We start from the raw sequence: 16181 nt of genomic DNA on the forward strand, positions 1-16181 counted from the left end.
ATTATCAAGGTCGGCGCGGACCGCGTCAAAGCACGCGGCCCGTCGCGCCGGGACTTCTCCGGGGCCGCCCGCAGGAGGCACGTTGTGATGAAGCCGGCGCCGATCCTCCTCGCCCTCCTGCTGCTCGCCCCCGCCGCCGCGGCCCAGACGCAGGGCCCCGTGCGCATCGGCCTGTCGGCGCCCCTGACCGGGCCCGATGCCGCCTTCGGGCAGGGGCTGCGGCTCGGGGCCGAGCAGGCGGTGGCGGAGATCAACCGCGCGGGCGGGGCGGGCGGGCGCAAGCTCGCCCTCGTGGTGGGGGACGATGCCGGCGACGGCCGGCAGGGCGTGGCGCTCGCCCGCCGGTTCGCGGCGGAGGGCATCAGCCTCGTGGTCGGCCCCTTGAGCTCCGCCGTCACCGCGCTGGTGGCGCCGGTCTACGAGGAGGCCGGCATCGTGGTGGTGACGCCCGGCGCCACCTGGGCGCCCCTCACGGGAAGGGGCCTGTGGAACCTGTTCCGCACCGTCGCGAGCGACGCGCAGCAGGGGGCGCTGGCCGGCGCCTACCTGGCCGACCGCTACGGCAGCGGCCGCATCGCCCTCGTGCATGACCGCAGCAGCTTCGGGCGCGGGCTCGCCGACGAGGTCGCCCGCAAGCTCAAGGCGCGCGGCCATCGGGAGGCCGTGTTCGAGAGCCTGCCCCGGGGCAGCCGCGACGCGCAGGACCTCGTCGCCAAGCTGAAGGCGGCGCGGGTCAACGCGATCTATTTCGGCGGGCTCGCGCCGGAAGGCGCGCTCCTCGTCCGGTCCCTGCGCGAGGCCGGCCTCGACGCGCCCGTGGTGGCGAGCGACGGCATCCTCGACCGGGATTTCGCCGCGGGCGCAGGGCTGGCCGGCGAGGGCACGCTGATGACGGTGACGCCCGAGCCGCACCGGCTGCCCGACCCGAGGGGCGTGCGGCCGGTGCCGCGCACGCCGGAGGCCGAGTCCGTCGCGGCCGAGGCCTACGCGGCCCTGGAGATCCTGGCGCAAGGGTTGGCGCGGGCGAAATCCACAGAGGGCCGCAAGGTCGCGGCGGCGCTCCGGGCCGGCGGGCCTTTCCGGACCATCGTGGGCGAGATCGGCTTCGACGGCCGGGGCGATCCGAGCCCGAGCGACGTCACCCTGCGGGTCTGGCGCCGGACGCCCGACGGCCGGCTCGATTATGCCGGCAACGACGTCGCGCCGTGACGAACCGGCCGTGATCCGAACCCGGAATCGGCTGTTCGGCAGCCCCCGACCGGGTTTCCTGTCGATCGGAGACCGGCCGCCCGGCCGGCAAGCTTGCGTCCGCACCCCGCGAACATTACATGCGAGCTACGCTTGACGGCTTCGCGCATCCGACGGGATCGGACCCGCCGCCCCGGCGTTTTGCTGATTGGCTGGAGATTCGGGCCCCGGGACGCCTTCCCGTCAGGCATCCCGGCTGGAGATGGTGGATGGCGAAAGAAGAATTGATGCAGTTCGACGGTCTCGTTCTCGAGATCCTGCCGGATGCCCGCTACCGCGTGCAGCTCGACCAGGGCCACGAGATCGTGGCCTACACGGCCGGCAAGATGAAGAAGAACCGCATCAAGACCCTCGCGGGCGACCGCGTCACCGTCGAGATGTCACCCTACGACCTGGAAAAGGGCCGCCTCGTGTTCCGTCACAAGGACGAGCGCTCGGGCCCCCGTCCCCCGGTCCGCGGCGGCCAGTTCCGGCGGCGCTGAGCGGCGCCGCGACCCGACTTCCTCGTTCGAGGCTCCAAGCGGCCCTTCGGATGCGCGGCGACGCGCAACCGGGGCCGCTTTGTCGTGGAGCGGCGGCGTCCGCTATCGGCCGAAGCGCTCGAATTTGGGGAAGCTGCGGGTCATCAGGGTGCCGGCCTCGGCGCGGTGGCCCATCCACTTCTCCAGGATCTGCGCGTTGGCCAGGCGCGACTGGCCCGAGCCGTCGCGCCAGGGCAGCCCCTCGGCCAGGTTGAACACGCAGGCATCGACCAGGGTCGATTGCCGGCAGCGCTGCAGGCGCACGCCCTTGCCGCGGGCGAGTTCCGGCAATTCCGCGAGGGGGAAGACGAGGAGCAGCTTGTCCGCGCTGCAGACCGCGACGTGGTCGCCCTCCGGCGCCGGCACGAGGAGCGCGGCCGTCGCGTCGCCGTCGAGGCCGAGGATGCCCTTGCCCTTGCGGGTATTGGCCACGAGCGCGTCGGCCGGGGCCAGGAAGCCGCGCCCGTCCGAGCCCGCGATCAGCAGCTTGCCCTCCGGCTGGTAGGGCAAGGCGGCCACGATCTCGGTGCCGTCGTCGAGATCGACCATGAGGCGGATCGGGTCGCCGAAGCCGCGCCCGCCCGGAAGCTTCGAGGCGTCGAGGGTGAAGACCTTGCCGTTCGAGGCGAGCACCAGGATCTTCGCCGTGGTCTCGCTCGGGAAGGCGATCTTGAGGGTGTCGTCGCCCTTGAAGGCGACGCCCGAGAGGTCGGCGACATGGCCCTTGAGCGCCCGGATCCATCCCTTGTTGGAGACGATGACGGTGATCGGCTCGCGCTCGACGAGGGCGGCCGTGAAGTCGATGCCGGCGGTGTCGGGCGGGTTCTCCAGGCTGGTGCGGCGGCGCCCGATCGCGGTCTCGGGCCCGTAGGCCTTCTTCACGGCGCGGATCTGCTGAGTGATCGACTTCCACTGCTCCTTCTCGGAGCCGAGCAGCGCCTCAATGCCTTCCTTCTCCTTGGTCAGCGTGTCGAGCTCGCGCTTGAGCTCCATCTCCTCGAGCTTGCGCAGGGAGCGCAGGCGCGTGTCCAGGATGGCGTTCGCCTGGATCTCGGTCAGCACGAAGCGCGTCATCAGGGCCTGCTTCGGCTCGTCCTCCTCGCGGATGATGCGGATCACCTCGTCGAGGTCGAGATAGACGATGAGCAGGCCGCCGAGGATCTCGAGGCGCCGCTCGATCTGGCCGAGGCGGTGGCGCGAGCGGCGCTGGAGCACGACGCGGCGATGGTCGAGCCATTCGCGCAGGGCCTCGGCCAGCCCGATCACCCGGGGCACGAGGCCGCCGACCAGCACGTTCATGTTGAGGGGGATGCGGGCTTCGAGCTCGGTCAGACGGAACAGGGATTCCATCAGGATCACCGGATCGACGCTGCGCGAGCGCGGCTCCAGCACCACGCGCACATCCTCGGCCGATTCGTCGCGCACGTCGGCGAGCAGCGGCAGCTTGCGCTCCTGCAGCAGCTCCGCGAGCTTCTCGATGAGGCGCGCCTTGGGGATTCCGTAGGGGATCTCCGTGACGACGATGTTCCAGGTGCCGCGCCCGAGATCCTCCTTCGCCCAGCGGGCGCGCACCCGGAAGGCGCCGCGGCCGGTGCGGTAGGCCTCCCGGATGGACTCGGCCGCATCGATCAGGATGCCGCCGGTGGGAAAATCCGGGCCCTGCACGAAGGTGTTGAGCTGAGCCGAGGTCGCCTCGGGATGGCTGATCAGGTAGAGGGCCGCGTCGCAGAGCTCGGCCGCGTTGTGGGGCGGGATCGAGGTCGCCATGCCGACCGCGATGCCCTGGCTGCCGTTGGCGAGCAGGTTCGGGAAGGCCGCGGGAAGGACGGACGGCTCCTCCTTCTCGCCGTTGTAGGAGGGCCGGAAATCGACCGTGTCCTCGTCGATCCCGTCGAGGAGGAGGCGGGCGACCTCGGTGAGGCGCGCCTCGGTGTAGCGGTAGGCCGCCGGACCGTCGCCGTCGATATTGCCGAAATTGCCCTGCCCGTCGACCAGCGGGTAGCGCTGAGCGAAATCCTGGCTCAGGCGCACGAGGGCGTCGTAGATCGCCTGGTCGCCGTGGGGATGGAAATCGCCCATGACGTCGCCGACGATCTTGGCGCATTTCTTGTGCGCCGTGTTCGGATCGAGCCGCAGCAGGCGCATGCCGTAGAGGATGCGCCGGTGCACCGGCTTGAGGCCGTCGCGGGCATCCGGAAGCGCCCGGTGCATGATCGTGGAGAGCGCGTAGGCGAGGTAGCGCTCTTCCAGCGCGGATTTCAGCTCGACGCTCTCGATGCCGTCGCCGGTTGGCGGCTCGAAGGGCTGGCCCATGTCAGCTCCGATCAGGTGACCCAAAAATAGAACATATCACGAACAGATCACCCCGGGGGAACCCCGAGTGCGACGAATCGTGCCCGCTCCTCCGGAGCCGCGAGGCCGCGCGGCTCCCAGAAGTGATGCGCCAGGAAATACCCCGTCAAGGTAAACCCCTGACGAACATCCTCCGGCCTCGGCACCCGGTTGGCGCCGCGCCGGTCGGCCAGGAAGGCGGGCAGCGGCAGGAGCCGGTCGCGGTAGGGCTCGCCCGCCGAGGCGCTGACCGCGCGCCCGCTCCGGGGCGAGACGTAGATCAGGGCGTCGTTGGCGCCCGTGGCCGCGCAGGCCTCGAGGTCGAGGCCGAATCCGAGTTCGCCGAGCAAAGCCAGCTCGAACCGGACCATCAGGGCCGGGGCGATGGCCGCGTCGTCGAGATGGTTCACGAGGATCCGGGCCGCCTCGTAGAGCCCCGGATGCGGGTCGCGCTCGGGCAGGAGGCGCAGGAGGCCGGCCAGATGCGTGATGCCGTAGAGGGCGAGCCCCGATCCGATGAGCCGCGAGGCCACCGATTCGAGGGGCTCGACCGCGTAGGAACCGAGGCTCTCGTCGAGCCGCGCCCGCCACGTGGCGCGAACCCGGTTGCCGGGCTGGAGCACGGGCTGCATCCGGCGCGAGCGGCCGCCGTGGACGAGGCCGAGATGCCGGCCATGGGCCGCCGTCATCGCCTCCAGGATGACCCCCGTCTCGCCGTGCCTGCGCAGGCCGAGCACGAGGGCGTCGTCGCTCCATTGCATGGGTGACAGATAAGGATTCGGACGCGGAATTGTGAGCCGAATCCCTGAAGCCGCGGGCTTTTCCTGTTGCGGGCGCAACGATAGCGTCGGGCACTTGTGGAGGGGCCGCCGTGATTCTCGTTCGCCTCGCCCCGTTCCTCGGGCTCGCGGTCCTGGCCGGCGGCTGCGCCGGCAACGGGCCGCCCCCGATCGTCGCGACGGCGCCGACGCCGCAGGGCTTCAAGGAGCGGATCGCGGCTTTGGCCCTGACGCAGCTGCAGTTCGGCGCGGTCTCGGTGATCCCGGTGCGCTTCGAGAAGAGCCGCATCGCCGGGCCGTTCGAGGACGGGGAACGCACGCTCTACTGCGTGACGAGCCGGATGCGGGGCCGGTCCCTGTTCGAGGCCGAGCGCGCCAAGGTGGTGATCCGCGAGGAGATCGGCTCGGAACGCCTCAGCGTCGTGACGGACGACGATGAGGTCTGCAGCGGCCACCATGCGGTGCCCTTCCCCGAGCTCGAGGCCTACGCCGCCCGCCGCACCTGAGCCCCCGGACCGGCGGGGTTGCGCGGGAGGCTTGGCGATGCTCCCCTGGGGGCATGGCGCCCTTACCGCTCTCCCTCACCCTCGACCTGATCGCCCGCGCCCATCCCGACCCCGTCGCGGACGACGCCACCGCCCTGCACCTCCTGAGCGATGCGGAGCTGCTGCCCGGCCTCGAAGGCGCGATCGCCGACAAGCCCGGCCCGGCCGGCGAGATCTGGGTCTTCGCCTACGGCTCCCTGATGTGGAAGCCGGAATTCGCCTTCCGGGAGCAGCGCCTCGGCACCGTGCGGGGCTTCCACCGCCGCTTCTGCCTGTTGCAGCGCCGCTTCCGCGGCACGCCGGAGCGCCCGGGCTTCGTCCTCGCCCTCGATCGGGGCGGCGTCTGCAAGGGCGTGGCCTTCCGCCTCGACGGCGACGACCCGGTGGCGACCCTGATGCCGGTCTGGCGCCGGGAGATGAAGGGCAATGGCTACGAGGCGCGCTGGCTGGCGGTCGACACCGCCTCCGGCCCGGTCCACGCCCTCGCCTTCGTGGTCAACCGCCTCGGCGACCGCTATGCCGGCCGCCTCACCGAGGCCGAGATCGCCGAGAAGATCGCGGCGGCCTGCGGCCATCTCGGCCCCAGCGCCGAGTACCTGCTGCGCACGGCCGAGGCCTGCGCCGCGCTCGGCATCCGCGACCGGCACCTGGTGGCGCTGCAGGCGCTGGTGGCCGAGCGCCTGCGGGGATGCGGCGCCGTCAGGCCGGTCGCGGACGCCGTGGCGGAGCGGCGCCCGGGCTGAGCCCGAGGCTCCGGCGCGCCCCTCAGTTCACCTCGACCTGCACCACCCCCGGCACGGCGCGCAGCGCCCCGGCGATCTGGGGCGTCGCCTGGTACTTGCCCGGCAGCTTGACCTCGACCTCGCGGTCGCCGTCCAGCAGGAGGATGAGGGAGACCTCGCCCTCCCCCCGCACCGCGAGGCGCTGCTGCACCGAGCCGATCGGGCGCTCGTCGCTGAGATAGATGCGCATGCCCTTCTGGTAGCGGGCGACCGCCTGGTCGAGGGGCTCGGCGGTCTGGATGCGGGCGCGCACGTCCTCGCCCTCGAGATTGGCCTGGAGTTGCAGCACCAGGGGCCTGCCCGGCTCGAGGATGTCCCGGTAATGCCCGAGCCCTTCCGAGAAGATGATCGCCTCGAAATGCCCGGTCTGGTCCGACAGGGTGACGATGCCGAGCTTGTTGCCGGTCTTTGTGCGGCGCTCGGAGCGGTCGAGGACGGAGGCCGCGACCTTGCCGACGCTCGACGTGCCGGCCCGGACCGAGCGGCAGAACTCGGCCCAGGTCTGGACCCTGAGCTTGCCGAGGAGATCCTGGTACTCGTCGAGGGGATGGCCCGAGAGGAAGAACCCGATCGCGTCGTACTCGCGCTTGAGCTTGTCGGCCATCGGCCAGGGGTCGTGGGCGGGGATGCGCAGGGACACGTCCGCCGAGGCGACGCCGCCGAACATGTCGACGATGCCGGTGGATTCGGCCTCCGCCGCGCCTTGCGCGAGCTTCATCATCGGCTCGACCGCCGCGCAGGCGCGGGACCGGTCCGGCTCGATCCCGTCGAGGGCGCCGGCCGCGATCAGGTTCTCCAGGGTCCGCTTGTTGATGTGGCGCGGGTTGAGGCGACGCGCCAGGCAGGCGAGATCCTTGAAGGGGCGGTCGCCGCGCGCCTCCACGATCGCCTCGACGGCGGCACGGCCGACGCCCTTGATGGCCGCGAGCGCGTAGCGGATGCGGCCGTCATGGACCTCGAAGGTGACGCCGGACGCATTGATCGCGGGCGGCTCGACGACGATCTTCAGCCGCTGCGCGTCCTGGCGGAATTCGGCGAGCTTGTCGGTGTTGTCGATGTCGAGGTTCATCGCGGCGGCCAGGAACTCGACCGGGTGGTTCGCCTTGAGGTAGGCGGTCTGGTAGGTCAGCAGCGCGTAGGCCGCCGCGTGGCTCTTGTTGAAGCCGTAATCGGCGAACTTGGCCAGGAGGTCGAAGATCTCGTCGGCCTTCGGCTTCGTCAGCCCACCCGCGATGCAGCCCTTCACGAAACGCTCGCGCTGGGCATCCATCTCGGCGCGGATCTTCTTGCCCATGGCGCGCCGGAGCATGTCGGCCTCGCCCAGCGAGTAGCCGGCCAGGAGCTTGGCGATCTCCATCACCTGCTCCTGGTAGACGATGATCCCGAAGGTCTCCTTCAGGATCGGCTCCAGCTTCGGGTGCGGGTACCAGGCGGCCTCGTTGCCGGCGTCGCGGCCGAGCTTGCGCTCGCAATAGACCGGGATGTTGGCCATCGGGCCCGGCCGGTAGAGGGCGACCAGCGCGATGATGTCCTCGAAGCGGTCGGCCTGCATCTCGCACAGCGCCTTGCGCATGCCGGCCGATTCCACCTGGAACACCCCGACGGTCTCGCCGCGCTTCATCGGCTCGTAGGTCTTGGGATCGTCCAGCGGCAGGCTCGCGAGGTCGACCTCGACGCCGCGCTGCTTCAGGAGGTCGGTGCAGCAGCGCAGCATCGTCAGCGTCTTGAGGCCGAGGAAGTCGAACTTCACGAGGCCGGCGGCCTCGACCCACTTCATGTTGAACTGGGTCACCCGCATCCCGGTCTTGGGGTCGCGGTAGAGGGGAACGAGCTGCTCCAGCGGCCGGTCGCCGATGACGACGCCCGCCGCGTGGGTCGAGGCATGCCGGTGCAGGCCCTCGAGCTTCTGGGCGATGTTGACGAGGCGCGCGACGATCGGCTCCTCCTCGATGGCGCTCTGGAGCTTGGGCTCGCCCTCGATGGCCTGGGCGAGCGTCACGGGGTTGGCCGGGTTCTGCGGCACCAGCTTGGTGAGCTTGTCGACCTGGCCGTAGGGCATCTCCAGCACCCGGCCGACGTCGCGCAGCACGCCGCGGGCGAGCAGCGTGCCGAAGGTGATGATCTGCGCGACCTGGGCGTGCCCGTAGCGCTCCTGCACGTACTGGATCACGCGCTCGCGGCCCTCGACGCAGAAATCGATGTCGAAATCCGGCATCGAGACGCGCTCAGGGTTGAGGAAGCGCTCGAACAGCAGGCCGAAGCGGAGCGGGTCGAGGTCGGTGATGAGGAGCGACCACGCCACCAGCGAGCCCGCGCCCGAGCCGCGCCCGGGCCCGACCGGAATGTCGTGGTCCTTGGCCCATTTGATGAAGTCCGAGACGATCAGGAAGTAGCCCGGGAACTTCATCTTGACGATGACGTCGAGCTCGAAGGCGAGGCGGTCGCGGTAGACCTGCTCGGACATGCCCGGCGCCGTCCCGTGCTGGGCGAGCCGCAATTCGAGCCCGGCCTCGGCCTGGCGCCGGAGTTCGGCCGGCTCGTCGAGGGCGGGCGCGCCGCTCGCGCCCGGCACGCTGCCCTGGAGATCGGCGGCCGCGACGCTGCCGAAATTCGGCAGGATCGGCTTGCGGGTCCGGACCCGGTAGGCGCAGCGCAGGGCGATCTCGACGGTGGCGGCCAGCGCCTCCGGCAGGTCGCGGAACAGCTCGCCCATCTCGGCGCGGGTCTTGAAGGCGTGGCGCGGGGTCAGCCGGCGGCGGCGCTCGTCCGAGACGAGCCGGCCATCCGCGATGGCCAGCAGGGCGTCGTGAGCGTCGAAATCGTCGGGCTTGGCGAAGAAGGGCTCGTTCGTGGCGACGATCGGCAGGCCGCAGCGGTCGGCAAGCCGCAGCAGCTCGCGCTCCACGAGATTCTGGTCGTCGAGGCCGTGGCGCAGGATCTCGACATAGAGGTGGTCCTCGCCGAAGGCCTGCCTGAGCTGATCGAGCCGGGCGGCGGCGAGTTCCGGCCGCCCCTGCCGCAGGGCCGCGTCGAGGGGCCCGGTCGAGCCGCCGGTGAGCGCGATCAGGCCGGCGGCCGAGTCCGCCAGCGCCGCGGCGGCGACGCGGGGCGCCTCGCCGAGCGCCCCGTCGAAATAGGCCCGGCTCGCCAGCCGCAACAGGTTGCCGTAGCCGACCTCGTCCTGGGCCAGCACCACGACGTTGGCGCTCGGGACCTGTCCGCGCGCCAGCGGGTCGGCCGCCTCGAAGGCCACCGACAATTGCAACCCGGCGATCGGCTGAATGCCGGAGCCCGCGGCCTTCTCGGAGAATTCGAGGGCGCCGAACAGGTTGTTGGTGTCGGTGAGCGCCAAGGCGGGCTGCCGGTCGGCAGCCGCGGCCTTCACGATGTCACCGACCTTCAGGGCGCCTTCGAGCAGCGAGTAGGACGAGTGAACGTGGAGGTGGACGAATCCGACCTCCTTGAGCTGACGACCCATGACCGACCTTGATGTTGGTCGGACAGGATCCGGGCAAGCGGGTCCGGAGTCACCCGGAAAGCGGGGCGCCGGCATCGATGTCCACCGCCATGTGCCCTGGCGGCATCACAGGTTGCGGGTTCCGGCCGATATCCGGCGCGAGGCCGCGGTTTCCTGTGGGCGGGCCCGGGAACCCGGAGCCGAATGCGCTCTTTGCAGAATGCCGTTAATGGATCGGCGCCAAGGCTACCGCCCAGAGCGCCACAGCCCCCGAGAGGAGCCCGAACGCCGTGAACTCGACCGCGCCGGTGAGGATCATCCGCTTGAACATGGGCATCTCCATCTGTTGAGGCCCCAAGTTTTGTTCCTGTTTTGTTCTATGTAAAGCGGGGATACCGGACCGATGCGTCTTATGGTTATGTAATCGTGAACGGATCGGGGCGAAACGCGGCGACAACCCTACGTTAGCGTCGCGTCCCCGCGCGGGGACGCGACCGGTGTTCCGGCGCACCCGCTGGACCCTGCGCGTCGGGCAGACCTCGTCCGTTCGCATCGCGACACCGACATCTCGACCATGCCGATACAGGGGGGGCCCTCAGGCTTGGGCGGACGGGCTGGCCCCGTTCCGGTCCGCCAGGAACGGCTGCGCACCGGGGCGGGTGCGCGGCCTCCGCAGCGATAGAAAACCCGTGATGCAGGTGCATCTTGTCGCGATCGGTACCCACGGCGACGTGCTGCCGATCCTCGCCCTGGCCAGCGCCCTGCGGGCCCGGGGACACGCGGTCGCCCTCGCGGCGCCGGCGCCCTTCGGGCCGCTCGCCGAGCGCGCCGGGATCCGCTTCCACGGGCTCGGCAGCGCGGCGGATTACGAGCGCTTCACCGCCGAGCCCGATCTCTGGCGCCCCTGGCGCGGGGTCGCGCCGCTCTTCACCTATGTCTCGTCCCTGACGGAGCCGACCTATCGCTGGCTCGAGGCCGGCTGGAAGCCGGGCGCCGGAATCGTGGTCGCCTCGACCCTGAGCCTCGGGGCGCGGGTGGCGCAGGAACGCCTCGGCCTGCCGCTCGCGACCGTGCACGTCATGCCCTTCTTCATGGAGAGCCGGATCGATCCCCCGGCGCTGCCGGGCCTGCCGCTGCCGCGCTTCCTGCCCCCGCGGTTCCGGCACTGGGTCGGGCTCGGGGCGGACAAATACGTGATCGGCCCGGCGGCGCTCCCCGGCCTCAACGCCTTCCGGGACGGGCTCGGCCTGCGGCCGGTGCGACGCCTGCGCCATTGGTGGAACCTCGCGCCGCGCCTGATCCTGATGTTTCCCGACTGGTTCACGCCGCCGCAGGCCGACTGGCCGGAACAGGCGGTGCAGGTCGGCTTTCCACTGGTCGACCGCTTCGGCGACACCGCCAGCCTCGATCCGGCGCTGACGGCCTTCCTCGACGCGGGCGCGCCGCCCCTCGTCTTCACCTACGGCTCGGCCATGCGGCAGGCGCGCGGCTTCTTCGAGACCGCGATCGCCCTGTGCCGCCGCATGGGGCGGCGCGGCGTGCTCCTGGCCCCGCAGGCGGACCAGGTGCCGGACGGACTGCCCCCCGGGATCATCCATCTCCCCTACGCCCCCTTGAGCCGGCTGCTGCCGCGGGCGGCCGCGCTGATCCATCACGGCGGCGTCGGCACGGTGGCGCAGGCGCTAGCGGCCGGCGTGCCGCAGCTGATCGTGCCCGTGGCCTTCGACCATTTCGACGAGGCCGCCAGGGTGCGCCGCCTCGGGCTCGGCACCACGCTGAGCCAGCGCGGCTTCACGCCGGCCCGGGCGGAGCGGCACCTGCGCCGGCTCCTCGCCTCGCCAAGCGTGGCGCGGGCGCTCGCGGAGGCGAAGGCCCGGATGCAGGCCGAGGACGGGATCGCGGGGGCCTGCGCGGCGATCGAGCGGATGGCGGCGGAGGCCAGCGAGCCGGCGCCCGCCCCGGCACCGACGCCCGCGCCGGCACCGGTGCCCACGCCGGCACGCTGATGGCCGCGCTCCGACGCTTGAGACCCACCCCAAGGAACGTGTCCGGCTCCGACCGTCACTCCCGCCCAATGCCGGAACCGGGCCTGACGGGCAGCGGAGAGGTCAACCTGCGTCTCGTCTCAAGCCTTCGCGCCAGCGAAGCGCCCGAGCGGGCAGGCGCTCACGACGCGGTCTGGCGCAAGATCTCGGCGCGCAAGGCGTCAGGCTGCGGCGTGCCCGAGAACAGCCGGTCGCCGACCGCAACCGAGGGGACCGCACGGATGCCGACCTCTCTTGCGAGCCGCAAAGCCGCGTCGTGGCGCTCTGCGTACTGCGGCGAGGCCAGCACCGCATCGAGCCCCTGCGGATCCAGGCCAAGCTCCCGAATGATTGCCTTGAGGAGAGCGGTGTCGCCGATATCCCGATCCTGCTGGAAGAAGGCGCGCAGAACCGCATCGACATAGGCCTCACCCTGGCCGTGCTCGACCGCATATTGAAGCCCCAGGAAGGCTTTGCGCGTGTAGGGCTGCGGCGAGACGCTCGGCAGGCGGATCGCGATGCCCATCCGCTCGGCGGTCGGGTAGACGCCCTGCTTCCAGGCGGCGGGGAGATAATCGTCCTCCGGCCGCAAGGTCGGCGTCGGATAGGGGCGCAACTCGAACGGCATCCAAACAATGTCCACCGCGAGCCCCTCGATCGCGGCGCGAATGACCTCCTTCCCCAAGAGGCAGTACGGGCAGACGAAATCGATCCAGACGCGAAGACGCACCCGCGAGACGTCTCCTGCGGCTGTGCTGGATTCCTGGCTCATATCCCTCAATTCCCTCGTCCGGCGCAGGCCATGGGCGGCGCCGAACATGCCGGCACCCGACTCAACGCGGACCTCAGGCGGCCAGCTCACTCGGCTTGATGGTGGCAATCGGTGGCGGGAGGGCGCGGGGACCCGCGCCTCAGGCCAGTTGCTCGATCATCCCGTCGCGGATCGTCACCCGGCGGTCCATCCGGGCGGCGAGATCGAGATTGTGCGTGGCGATCAGGGCCGCGAGGCCCGAGGCGCGCACCAGCGACATCAGGATCGAGAAGACGTGGCCGGCCGTGTGCGGGTCGAGATTGCCGGTGGGCTCGTCGGCCAGCAGCAGGCGCGGCCCGTTGGCGACCGCCCGCGCGATGGCGACGCGCTGCTGCTCGCCGCCCGACAGCTCCGCCGGCCGGTGCACCAGCCGGTCCTTGAGGCCGAGGAAGCTCAGAAGCTCGGCGGCGCGGCTCCGCGCCTCCTTGCGCGAGAGCCCGCGGATGAGCTGGGGCATCACCACGTTCTCCTGCGCCGAGAACTCGGGCAGCAGGTGGTGGAACTGGTAGACGAAGCCCATCTCCTCGCGGCGCAGGCGCGTGCGCTCGGCGTCGCTCATCGCCGCGGTGGGCTGGCCGCCGATATATACCTCGCCCCCGTCCGGCCGCTCCAGCAGGCCGGCGATGTGCAGGAGCGTCGACTTGCCGGCACCCGACGGGGCCACGAGGGCCACCAGCTCGCCGGGCCAGATCGCCAGGTCGGCGCCGCGCAGGATCTCGAGGGCGCCCTCGGCCTGCTTGTAGCGCCGCTCCACCCGGGCGAAGAACAGCGCCGGCACCGGCTGTGCGCCGGCGGGTTCGGGCGTGGTACTCATCGGCGACGATCCCTTCCGGCTCAGCCGTACCGCAAAGCCTGCACCGGATCGAGCCGGGCGGCGCGCCAGGAGGGATAGAGCGTCGCCGCGAGCGAGAGCAGGAACGCCGTCACCACCACCACGGTGATCTCGGTGGCGTTCATCTCGGCCGGGATCTCGGCGAGGAAGCGCACGGTCGGGTCCCAGGCGCCCGGGAAGAGCACCCGCTGAATCGGCTTGATGTTGAGGGTGATGAGGATGCCGAGCCCGAGGCCCCCGAGGGTCCCGACGAGGCCGATCAGCGCCCCGTTGATCAGGAACACCCGCATCACCGTGCCGGGCGTCGCCCCCATGGTGCGCAGGATCGCGATGTCGCTCGACTTGTCGCGCACGAGGAGGATCAGGCCCGAGATGATGTTGAGCGTCGCCACCACGACGATGAGGCTGAGGATCAGGAACATCACGTTGCGCTCGACCTCGAGCGCGCCGAAGAAGGTCCGGTTGCGCTGGCGCCAATCGGTCAGCAGCACCGGGCGCTCGGCCGCCATCTCCAGGGGCTCGCGCATGTCGGCCACGCCGTCGGCATTGTCGAGGTAGATCTCGATCAGGCTGACATCGCCCTCGCGGTTGAAGAAGGCCTGCGACTCGGCGAGCGGCATGAACACAAAGGTCGAGTCGAACTCGGTCATGCCGATCTCGAACACCGCCTTGACCGCGTAGGCCTTGGTGCGGGGCGCCGTGCCGAACGGGGTGGTGGCGCCCTTCGGGGTCGAGAGCGTGATCTGGTCGCCCGCCTGCAACCCGAGGGATTCGGCGAGCCGCCGGCCGATGGCGACGCCGGAGCCCTCGTCGAAGCCCTCCAGCGTGCCGCCGCGGATGTTCTTGGCGATCGCCCCGATCTTGTCGAGGTCCTCGCCCCGGACGCCCCGGACGAGGACGCCGCTGCCGCCATAGGGCGAGGAGGCGAAGGCCTGCCCCTCCACGAGGGGAATCGCGGCGCGCACCCCCGCGACCTTCGAGAGCCGGTCGGAGAGGTCGGTGTAGTCGGTGAACAGCTTGTCGATGGGGGTGACGAAGACGTGGCCGTTGATGCCCACGATCTTCGACAGGAGCTCGGTGCGGAAGCCGTTCATCACCGACAGGACGATGATGAGCGTGGCGACCCCGAGCGCGATGCCGAGCACGGAGAAGAAGGCCACCACCGAGACGCCGCCGCCCCGGCGCCGGGCGCGCAGGTAGCGCCCGGCCAGGATCCACTCGAAGGACGCGAAGGGCGGCGTCGCCCCGGCCCGGAAGCCTGCGCCGAGCCCCTTCAGGCGTGCCCCCAGGGCCGTTGCCAAGGCCGCTGTCCCACCGCCCGCCATCGCCGCCTCAGACGCGCTTGATGCGCGAGAGCAGGTCGACCGGCGACAGGGTCTCGCGCTCGCCGCCCGCCCGGCGCTTCAGCTCGACCTTGCCCTCCGCGAGGCTCTTGGGCCCGACGATGACCTGCCAGGGCAGGCCGATCAGGTCGGCGGTGGCGAACTTGGCGCCCGGGCGCTCGTCGCGGTCGTCGTAGAGCACCGTGAGGCCGCCGGCCTCGAGCTGGGCCTGGATCTCCGCGCAGGCGGCGTCGGTCGCGCCATCGCCGGTCTTGAGGTTGATCAGCGCCACGTCGAAGGGCGCCACCGCCTCCGGCCAGATGATGCCGGCCTCGTCGTGGCTCGCCTCGATGATCGCGGCGACGAGCCGGCTCGGGCCGATGCCGTAGGAGCCCATATGGACGGGCCGCTCGATCCCGTCCGGCCCCGCCACCCTGGCGCCCATCGGCTCGGAATACTTGGTGCCGAAATAGAAGATGTGGCCGACCTCGATGCCGCGGGCCGAGAGGCGGCTCGCCTCAGGCACCTCCGCGAAGGCCTCGGGCTCGTGCATCTCGCTCGTCGCGGCGTAGTGCGAGGTCCAGGCGTCGACGGTGCCCTGCAGCCCCGCGACATCGTCGAAATCGGTCGAGGCGGGCGGGATCTCGAAATCCAGGTAGGCGCGGTCGCAATAGACCTCGCTCTCGCCGGTCTTGGCCAGGATGATGAATTCGTGGCTGAGGTCGCCGCCGATCGGGCCCGTATCGGCCCGCATCGGGATCGCGTTGAGGCCGAGCCCCGCGAAGGTGCGCAGATAGGCCACGAACATCCGGTTATAGGCGTGGCGGGCGCCGGCCTGGTCGAAATCGAAGGAATAGGCGTCCTTCATCAGGAACTCGCGCGAGCGCATGGTGCCGAAGCGCGGGCGCACCTCGTCCCGGAACTTCCACGAGATCTGGTAGAGGTTCTTCGGCAGATCCTTGTAGGAGCGCACGCTGCCGCGGAAGATCTCGGTGATCACCTCTTCGGCGGTGGGGCCGTAGAGCATCTCGCGCTCGTGCCGGTCGGTGATGCGGAGCATCTCCTTGCCGTAGGCCTCGTAGCGGCCCGATTCCCGCCAGAGCTCGGCCGATTGCACGGTCGGCATCAGGAGCTCGATGGCGCCGGAGCGGTCCTGCTCCTCGCGGATCACGGCGCAGACCCGGTTGAGGACGCGCAGGCCCAGCGGCAGCCACGCGTAGATGCCGGCGGATTCCTGGCGGACCAGGCCCGCCCGCAGCATCAGGCGGTGCGAGACGATCTCGGCTTCCTTGGGCGTCTCGCGCAGAGTGGGTAGAAAGTAGCGGGAGAGACGCATGGGAGGCCTTGGCATGTCGGGGGCGGCGGAATGCGGACAGCCGCGCCCGGGCACACAACACATTGCTTCGGGAAAACACAAGCACCGCGGCGCCGACGCGGTGCCGCGTGGCCATTTCGGCGGCCGAACGAGCCATTCTGGCCCAGTGGTTCGGGAAAATCAGGGAAGCTTGACGCTTTCCCGGCAGAAAAAC

12 protein-coding genes are annotated in these 16181 nt (G+C 70.8%); 5 read left to right on the forward strand and 7 right to left on the reverse strand.

The genetic code is table 11. The features are described from left to right. Positions 1 to 87 precede the first annotated feature (87 nt). Both F6X53_RS10140 and infA read left to right on the forward strand, forming a co-directional pair. On the forward strand, positions 88 to 1209 hold the full coding sequence (locus F6X53_RS10140; protein ID WP_150999896.1) for a branched-chain amino acid ABC transporter substrate-binding protein: 1122 nt from the start codon (positions 88 to 90) through the stop codon (positions 1207 to 1209). Between the two features lie 248 nt (positions 1210 to 1457). After that, positions 1458 to 1730 (forward strand): translation initiation factor IF-1, encoded by a 273-nt coding sequence (gene infA, locus F6X53_RS10145; protein WP_109890537.1) that lies wholly within the window; start codon positions 1458 to 1460, stop codon positions 1728 to 1730. Positions 1731 to 1832: 102 nt separating this feature from the next. Here infA and parC read toward each other — a convergent pair whose 3' ends face one another. Together parC and recO are read right to left on the reverse strand one after the other, a co-directional pair. After that, a complete protein-coding gene (parC, locus tag F6X53_RS10150) occupies positions 1833 to 4082 on the reverse strand; it encodes a DNA topoisomerase IV subunit A (RefSeq protein WP_150999897.1) in 2250 nt (749 codons plus the stop codon). Between the two features lie 47 nt (positions 4083 to 4129). Then, on the reverse strand, positions 4130 to 4861 hold the full coding sequence (recO, locus tag F6X53_RS10155) for a DNA repair protein RecO (protein WP_150999898.1): 732 nt from the start codon (positions 4859 to 4861) through the stop codon (positions 4130 to 4132). Positions 4862 to 4971: 110 nt separating this feature from the next. Here recO and F6X53_RS10160 point away from each other — a divergent pair, with 110 nt between their 5' ends. Both F6X53_RS10160 and F6X53_RS10165 read left to right on the forward strand, forming a co-directional pair. Beyond that, entirely contained in the window at positions 4972 to 5385 is a 414-nt protein-coding gene (locus F6X53_RS10160; protein WP_238295944.1) for a hypothetical protein, read from the forward strand. A 53-nt stretch (positions 5386 to 5438) separates the two neighbouring features. After that, positions 5439 to 6167, forward strand: a complete 729-nt coding sequence (locus tag F6X53_RS10165; RefSeq protein ID WP_150999899.1) for a gamma-glutamylcyclotransferase — start codon at positions 5439 to 5441, stop codon at positions 6165 to 6167. 22 nt (positions 6168 to 6189) lie between these two features. On the opposite strand, the gene dnaE is transcribed toward F6X53_RS10165, so the two are convergent. Next, the gene (dnaE, locus tag F6X53_RS10170) at positions 6190 to 9684 is read right to left on the reverse strand and encodes a DNA polymerase III subunit alpha (protein WP_150999900.1); all 3495 of its coding nucleotides are present in this window, start codon (positions 9682 to 9684) and stop codon (positions 6190 to 6192) included. Positions 9685 to 10355: 671 nt separating this feature from the next. On the opposite strand from dnaE, the gene F6X53_RS10175 reads away from it, so the two are divergent. Next, positions 10356 to 11669, forward strand: a complete 1314-nt coding sequence (locus F6X53_RS10175; protein WP_150999901.1) for a glycosyltransferase — start codon at positions 10356 to 10358, stop codon at positions 11667 to 11669. A 160-nt stretch (positions 11670 to 11829) separates the two neighbouring features. Here the strand turns inward: F6X53_RS10175 and F6X53_RS10180 are convergent, their stop codons facing one another. The 4 genes from F6X53_RS10180 to proS all read right to left on the reverse strand — a co-directional run bounded on the left by F6X53_RS10180 (position 11830) and on the right by proS (position 15988). Beyond that, positions 11830 to 12507, reverse strand: coding sequence for a DsbA family oxidoreductase (locus F6X53_RS10180; protein WP_244965551.1), 678 nt, complete (start codon positions 12505 to 12507; stop codon positions 11830 to 11832). A 91-nt stretch (positions 12508 to 12598) separates the two neighbouring features. After that, positions 12599 to 13312, reverse strand: coding sequence for an ABC transporter ATP-binding protein (locus F6X53_RS10185; RefSeq protein ID WP_150999902.1), 714 nt, complete (start codon positions 13310 to 13312; stop codon positions 12599 to 12601). Between the two features lie 20 nt (positions 13313 to 13332). Further along, the gene (locus tag F6X53_RS10190) at positions 13333 to 14631 is read right to left on the reverse strand and encodes a lipoprotein-releasing ABC transporter permease subunit (RefSeq protein WP_373875966.1); all 1299 of its coding nucleotides are present in this window, start codon (positions 14629 to 14631) and stop codon (positions 13333 to 13335) included. Positions 14632 to 14662: 31 nt separating this feature from the next. Then, positions 14663 to 15988 carry a proline--tRNA ligase gene (gene proS, locus F6X53_RS10195; protein WP_150999903.1) on the reverse strand — a complete coding sequence of 442 codons (1326 nt, stop codon included), beginning with the start codon at positions 15986 to 15988 and terminating at the stop codon, positions 14663 to 14665. Between the last annotated feature and the right edge of the window lie 193 nt (positions 15989 to 16181).

Origin of the sequence: Methylobacterium soli (assembly GCF_008806385.1) — a bacterium.
Classification (GTDB): Bacteria; Pseudomonadota; Alphaproteobacteria; order Rhizobiales; family Beijerinckiaceae; genus Methylobacterium; species Methylobacterium soli.

Excerpts from the sequence above, each read along its gene's own strand:
- F6X53_RS10140 (WP_150999896.1), top strand. The coding sequence starts at position 88 with ATGAAGCCGGCGCCGATCCTCCTCGCCCTCCTGCTGCTCGCCCCCGCC.
- infA (WP_109890537.1), top strand. The coding sequence starts at position 1,458 with ATGGCGAAAGAAGAATTGATGCAGTTCGACGGTCTCGTTCTCGAGATC.
- parC (WP_150999897.1), bottom strand. The coding sequence starts at position 4,082 with ATGGGCCAGCCCTTCGAGCCGCCAACCGGCGACGGCATCGAGAGCGTC.
- recO (WP_150999898.1), bottom strand. The coding sequence starts at position 4,861 with ATGCAATGGAGCGACGACGCCCTCGTGCTCGGCCTGCGCAGGCACGGC.
- F6X53_RS10165 (WP_150999899.1), top strand. The coding sequence starts at position 5,439 with ATGGCGCCCTTACCGCTCTCCCTCACCCTCGACCTGATCGCCCGCGCC.
- dnaE (WP_150999900.1), bottom strand. The coding sequence starts at position 9,684 with ATGGGTCGTCAGCTCAAGGAGGTCGGATTCGTCCACCTCCACGTTCAC.
- F6X53_RS10175 (WP_150999901.1), top strand. The coding sequence starts at position 10,356 with ATGCAGGTGCATCTTGTCGCGATCGGTACCCACGGCGACGTGCTGCCG.
- F6X53_RS10180 (WP_244965551.1), bottom strand. The coding sequence starts at position 12,507 with ATGTTCGGCGCCGCCCATGGCCTGCGCCGGACGAGGGAATTGAGGGAT.
- F6X53_RS10185 (WP_150999902.1), bottom strand. The coding sequence starts at position 13,312 with ATGAGTACCACGCCCGAACCCGCCGGCGCACAGCCGGTGCCGGCGCTG.
- proS (WP_150999903.1), bottom strand. The coding sequence starts at position 15,988 with ATGCGTCTCTCCCGCTACTTTCTACCCACTCTGCGCGAGACGCCCAAG.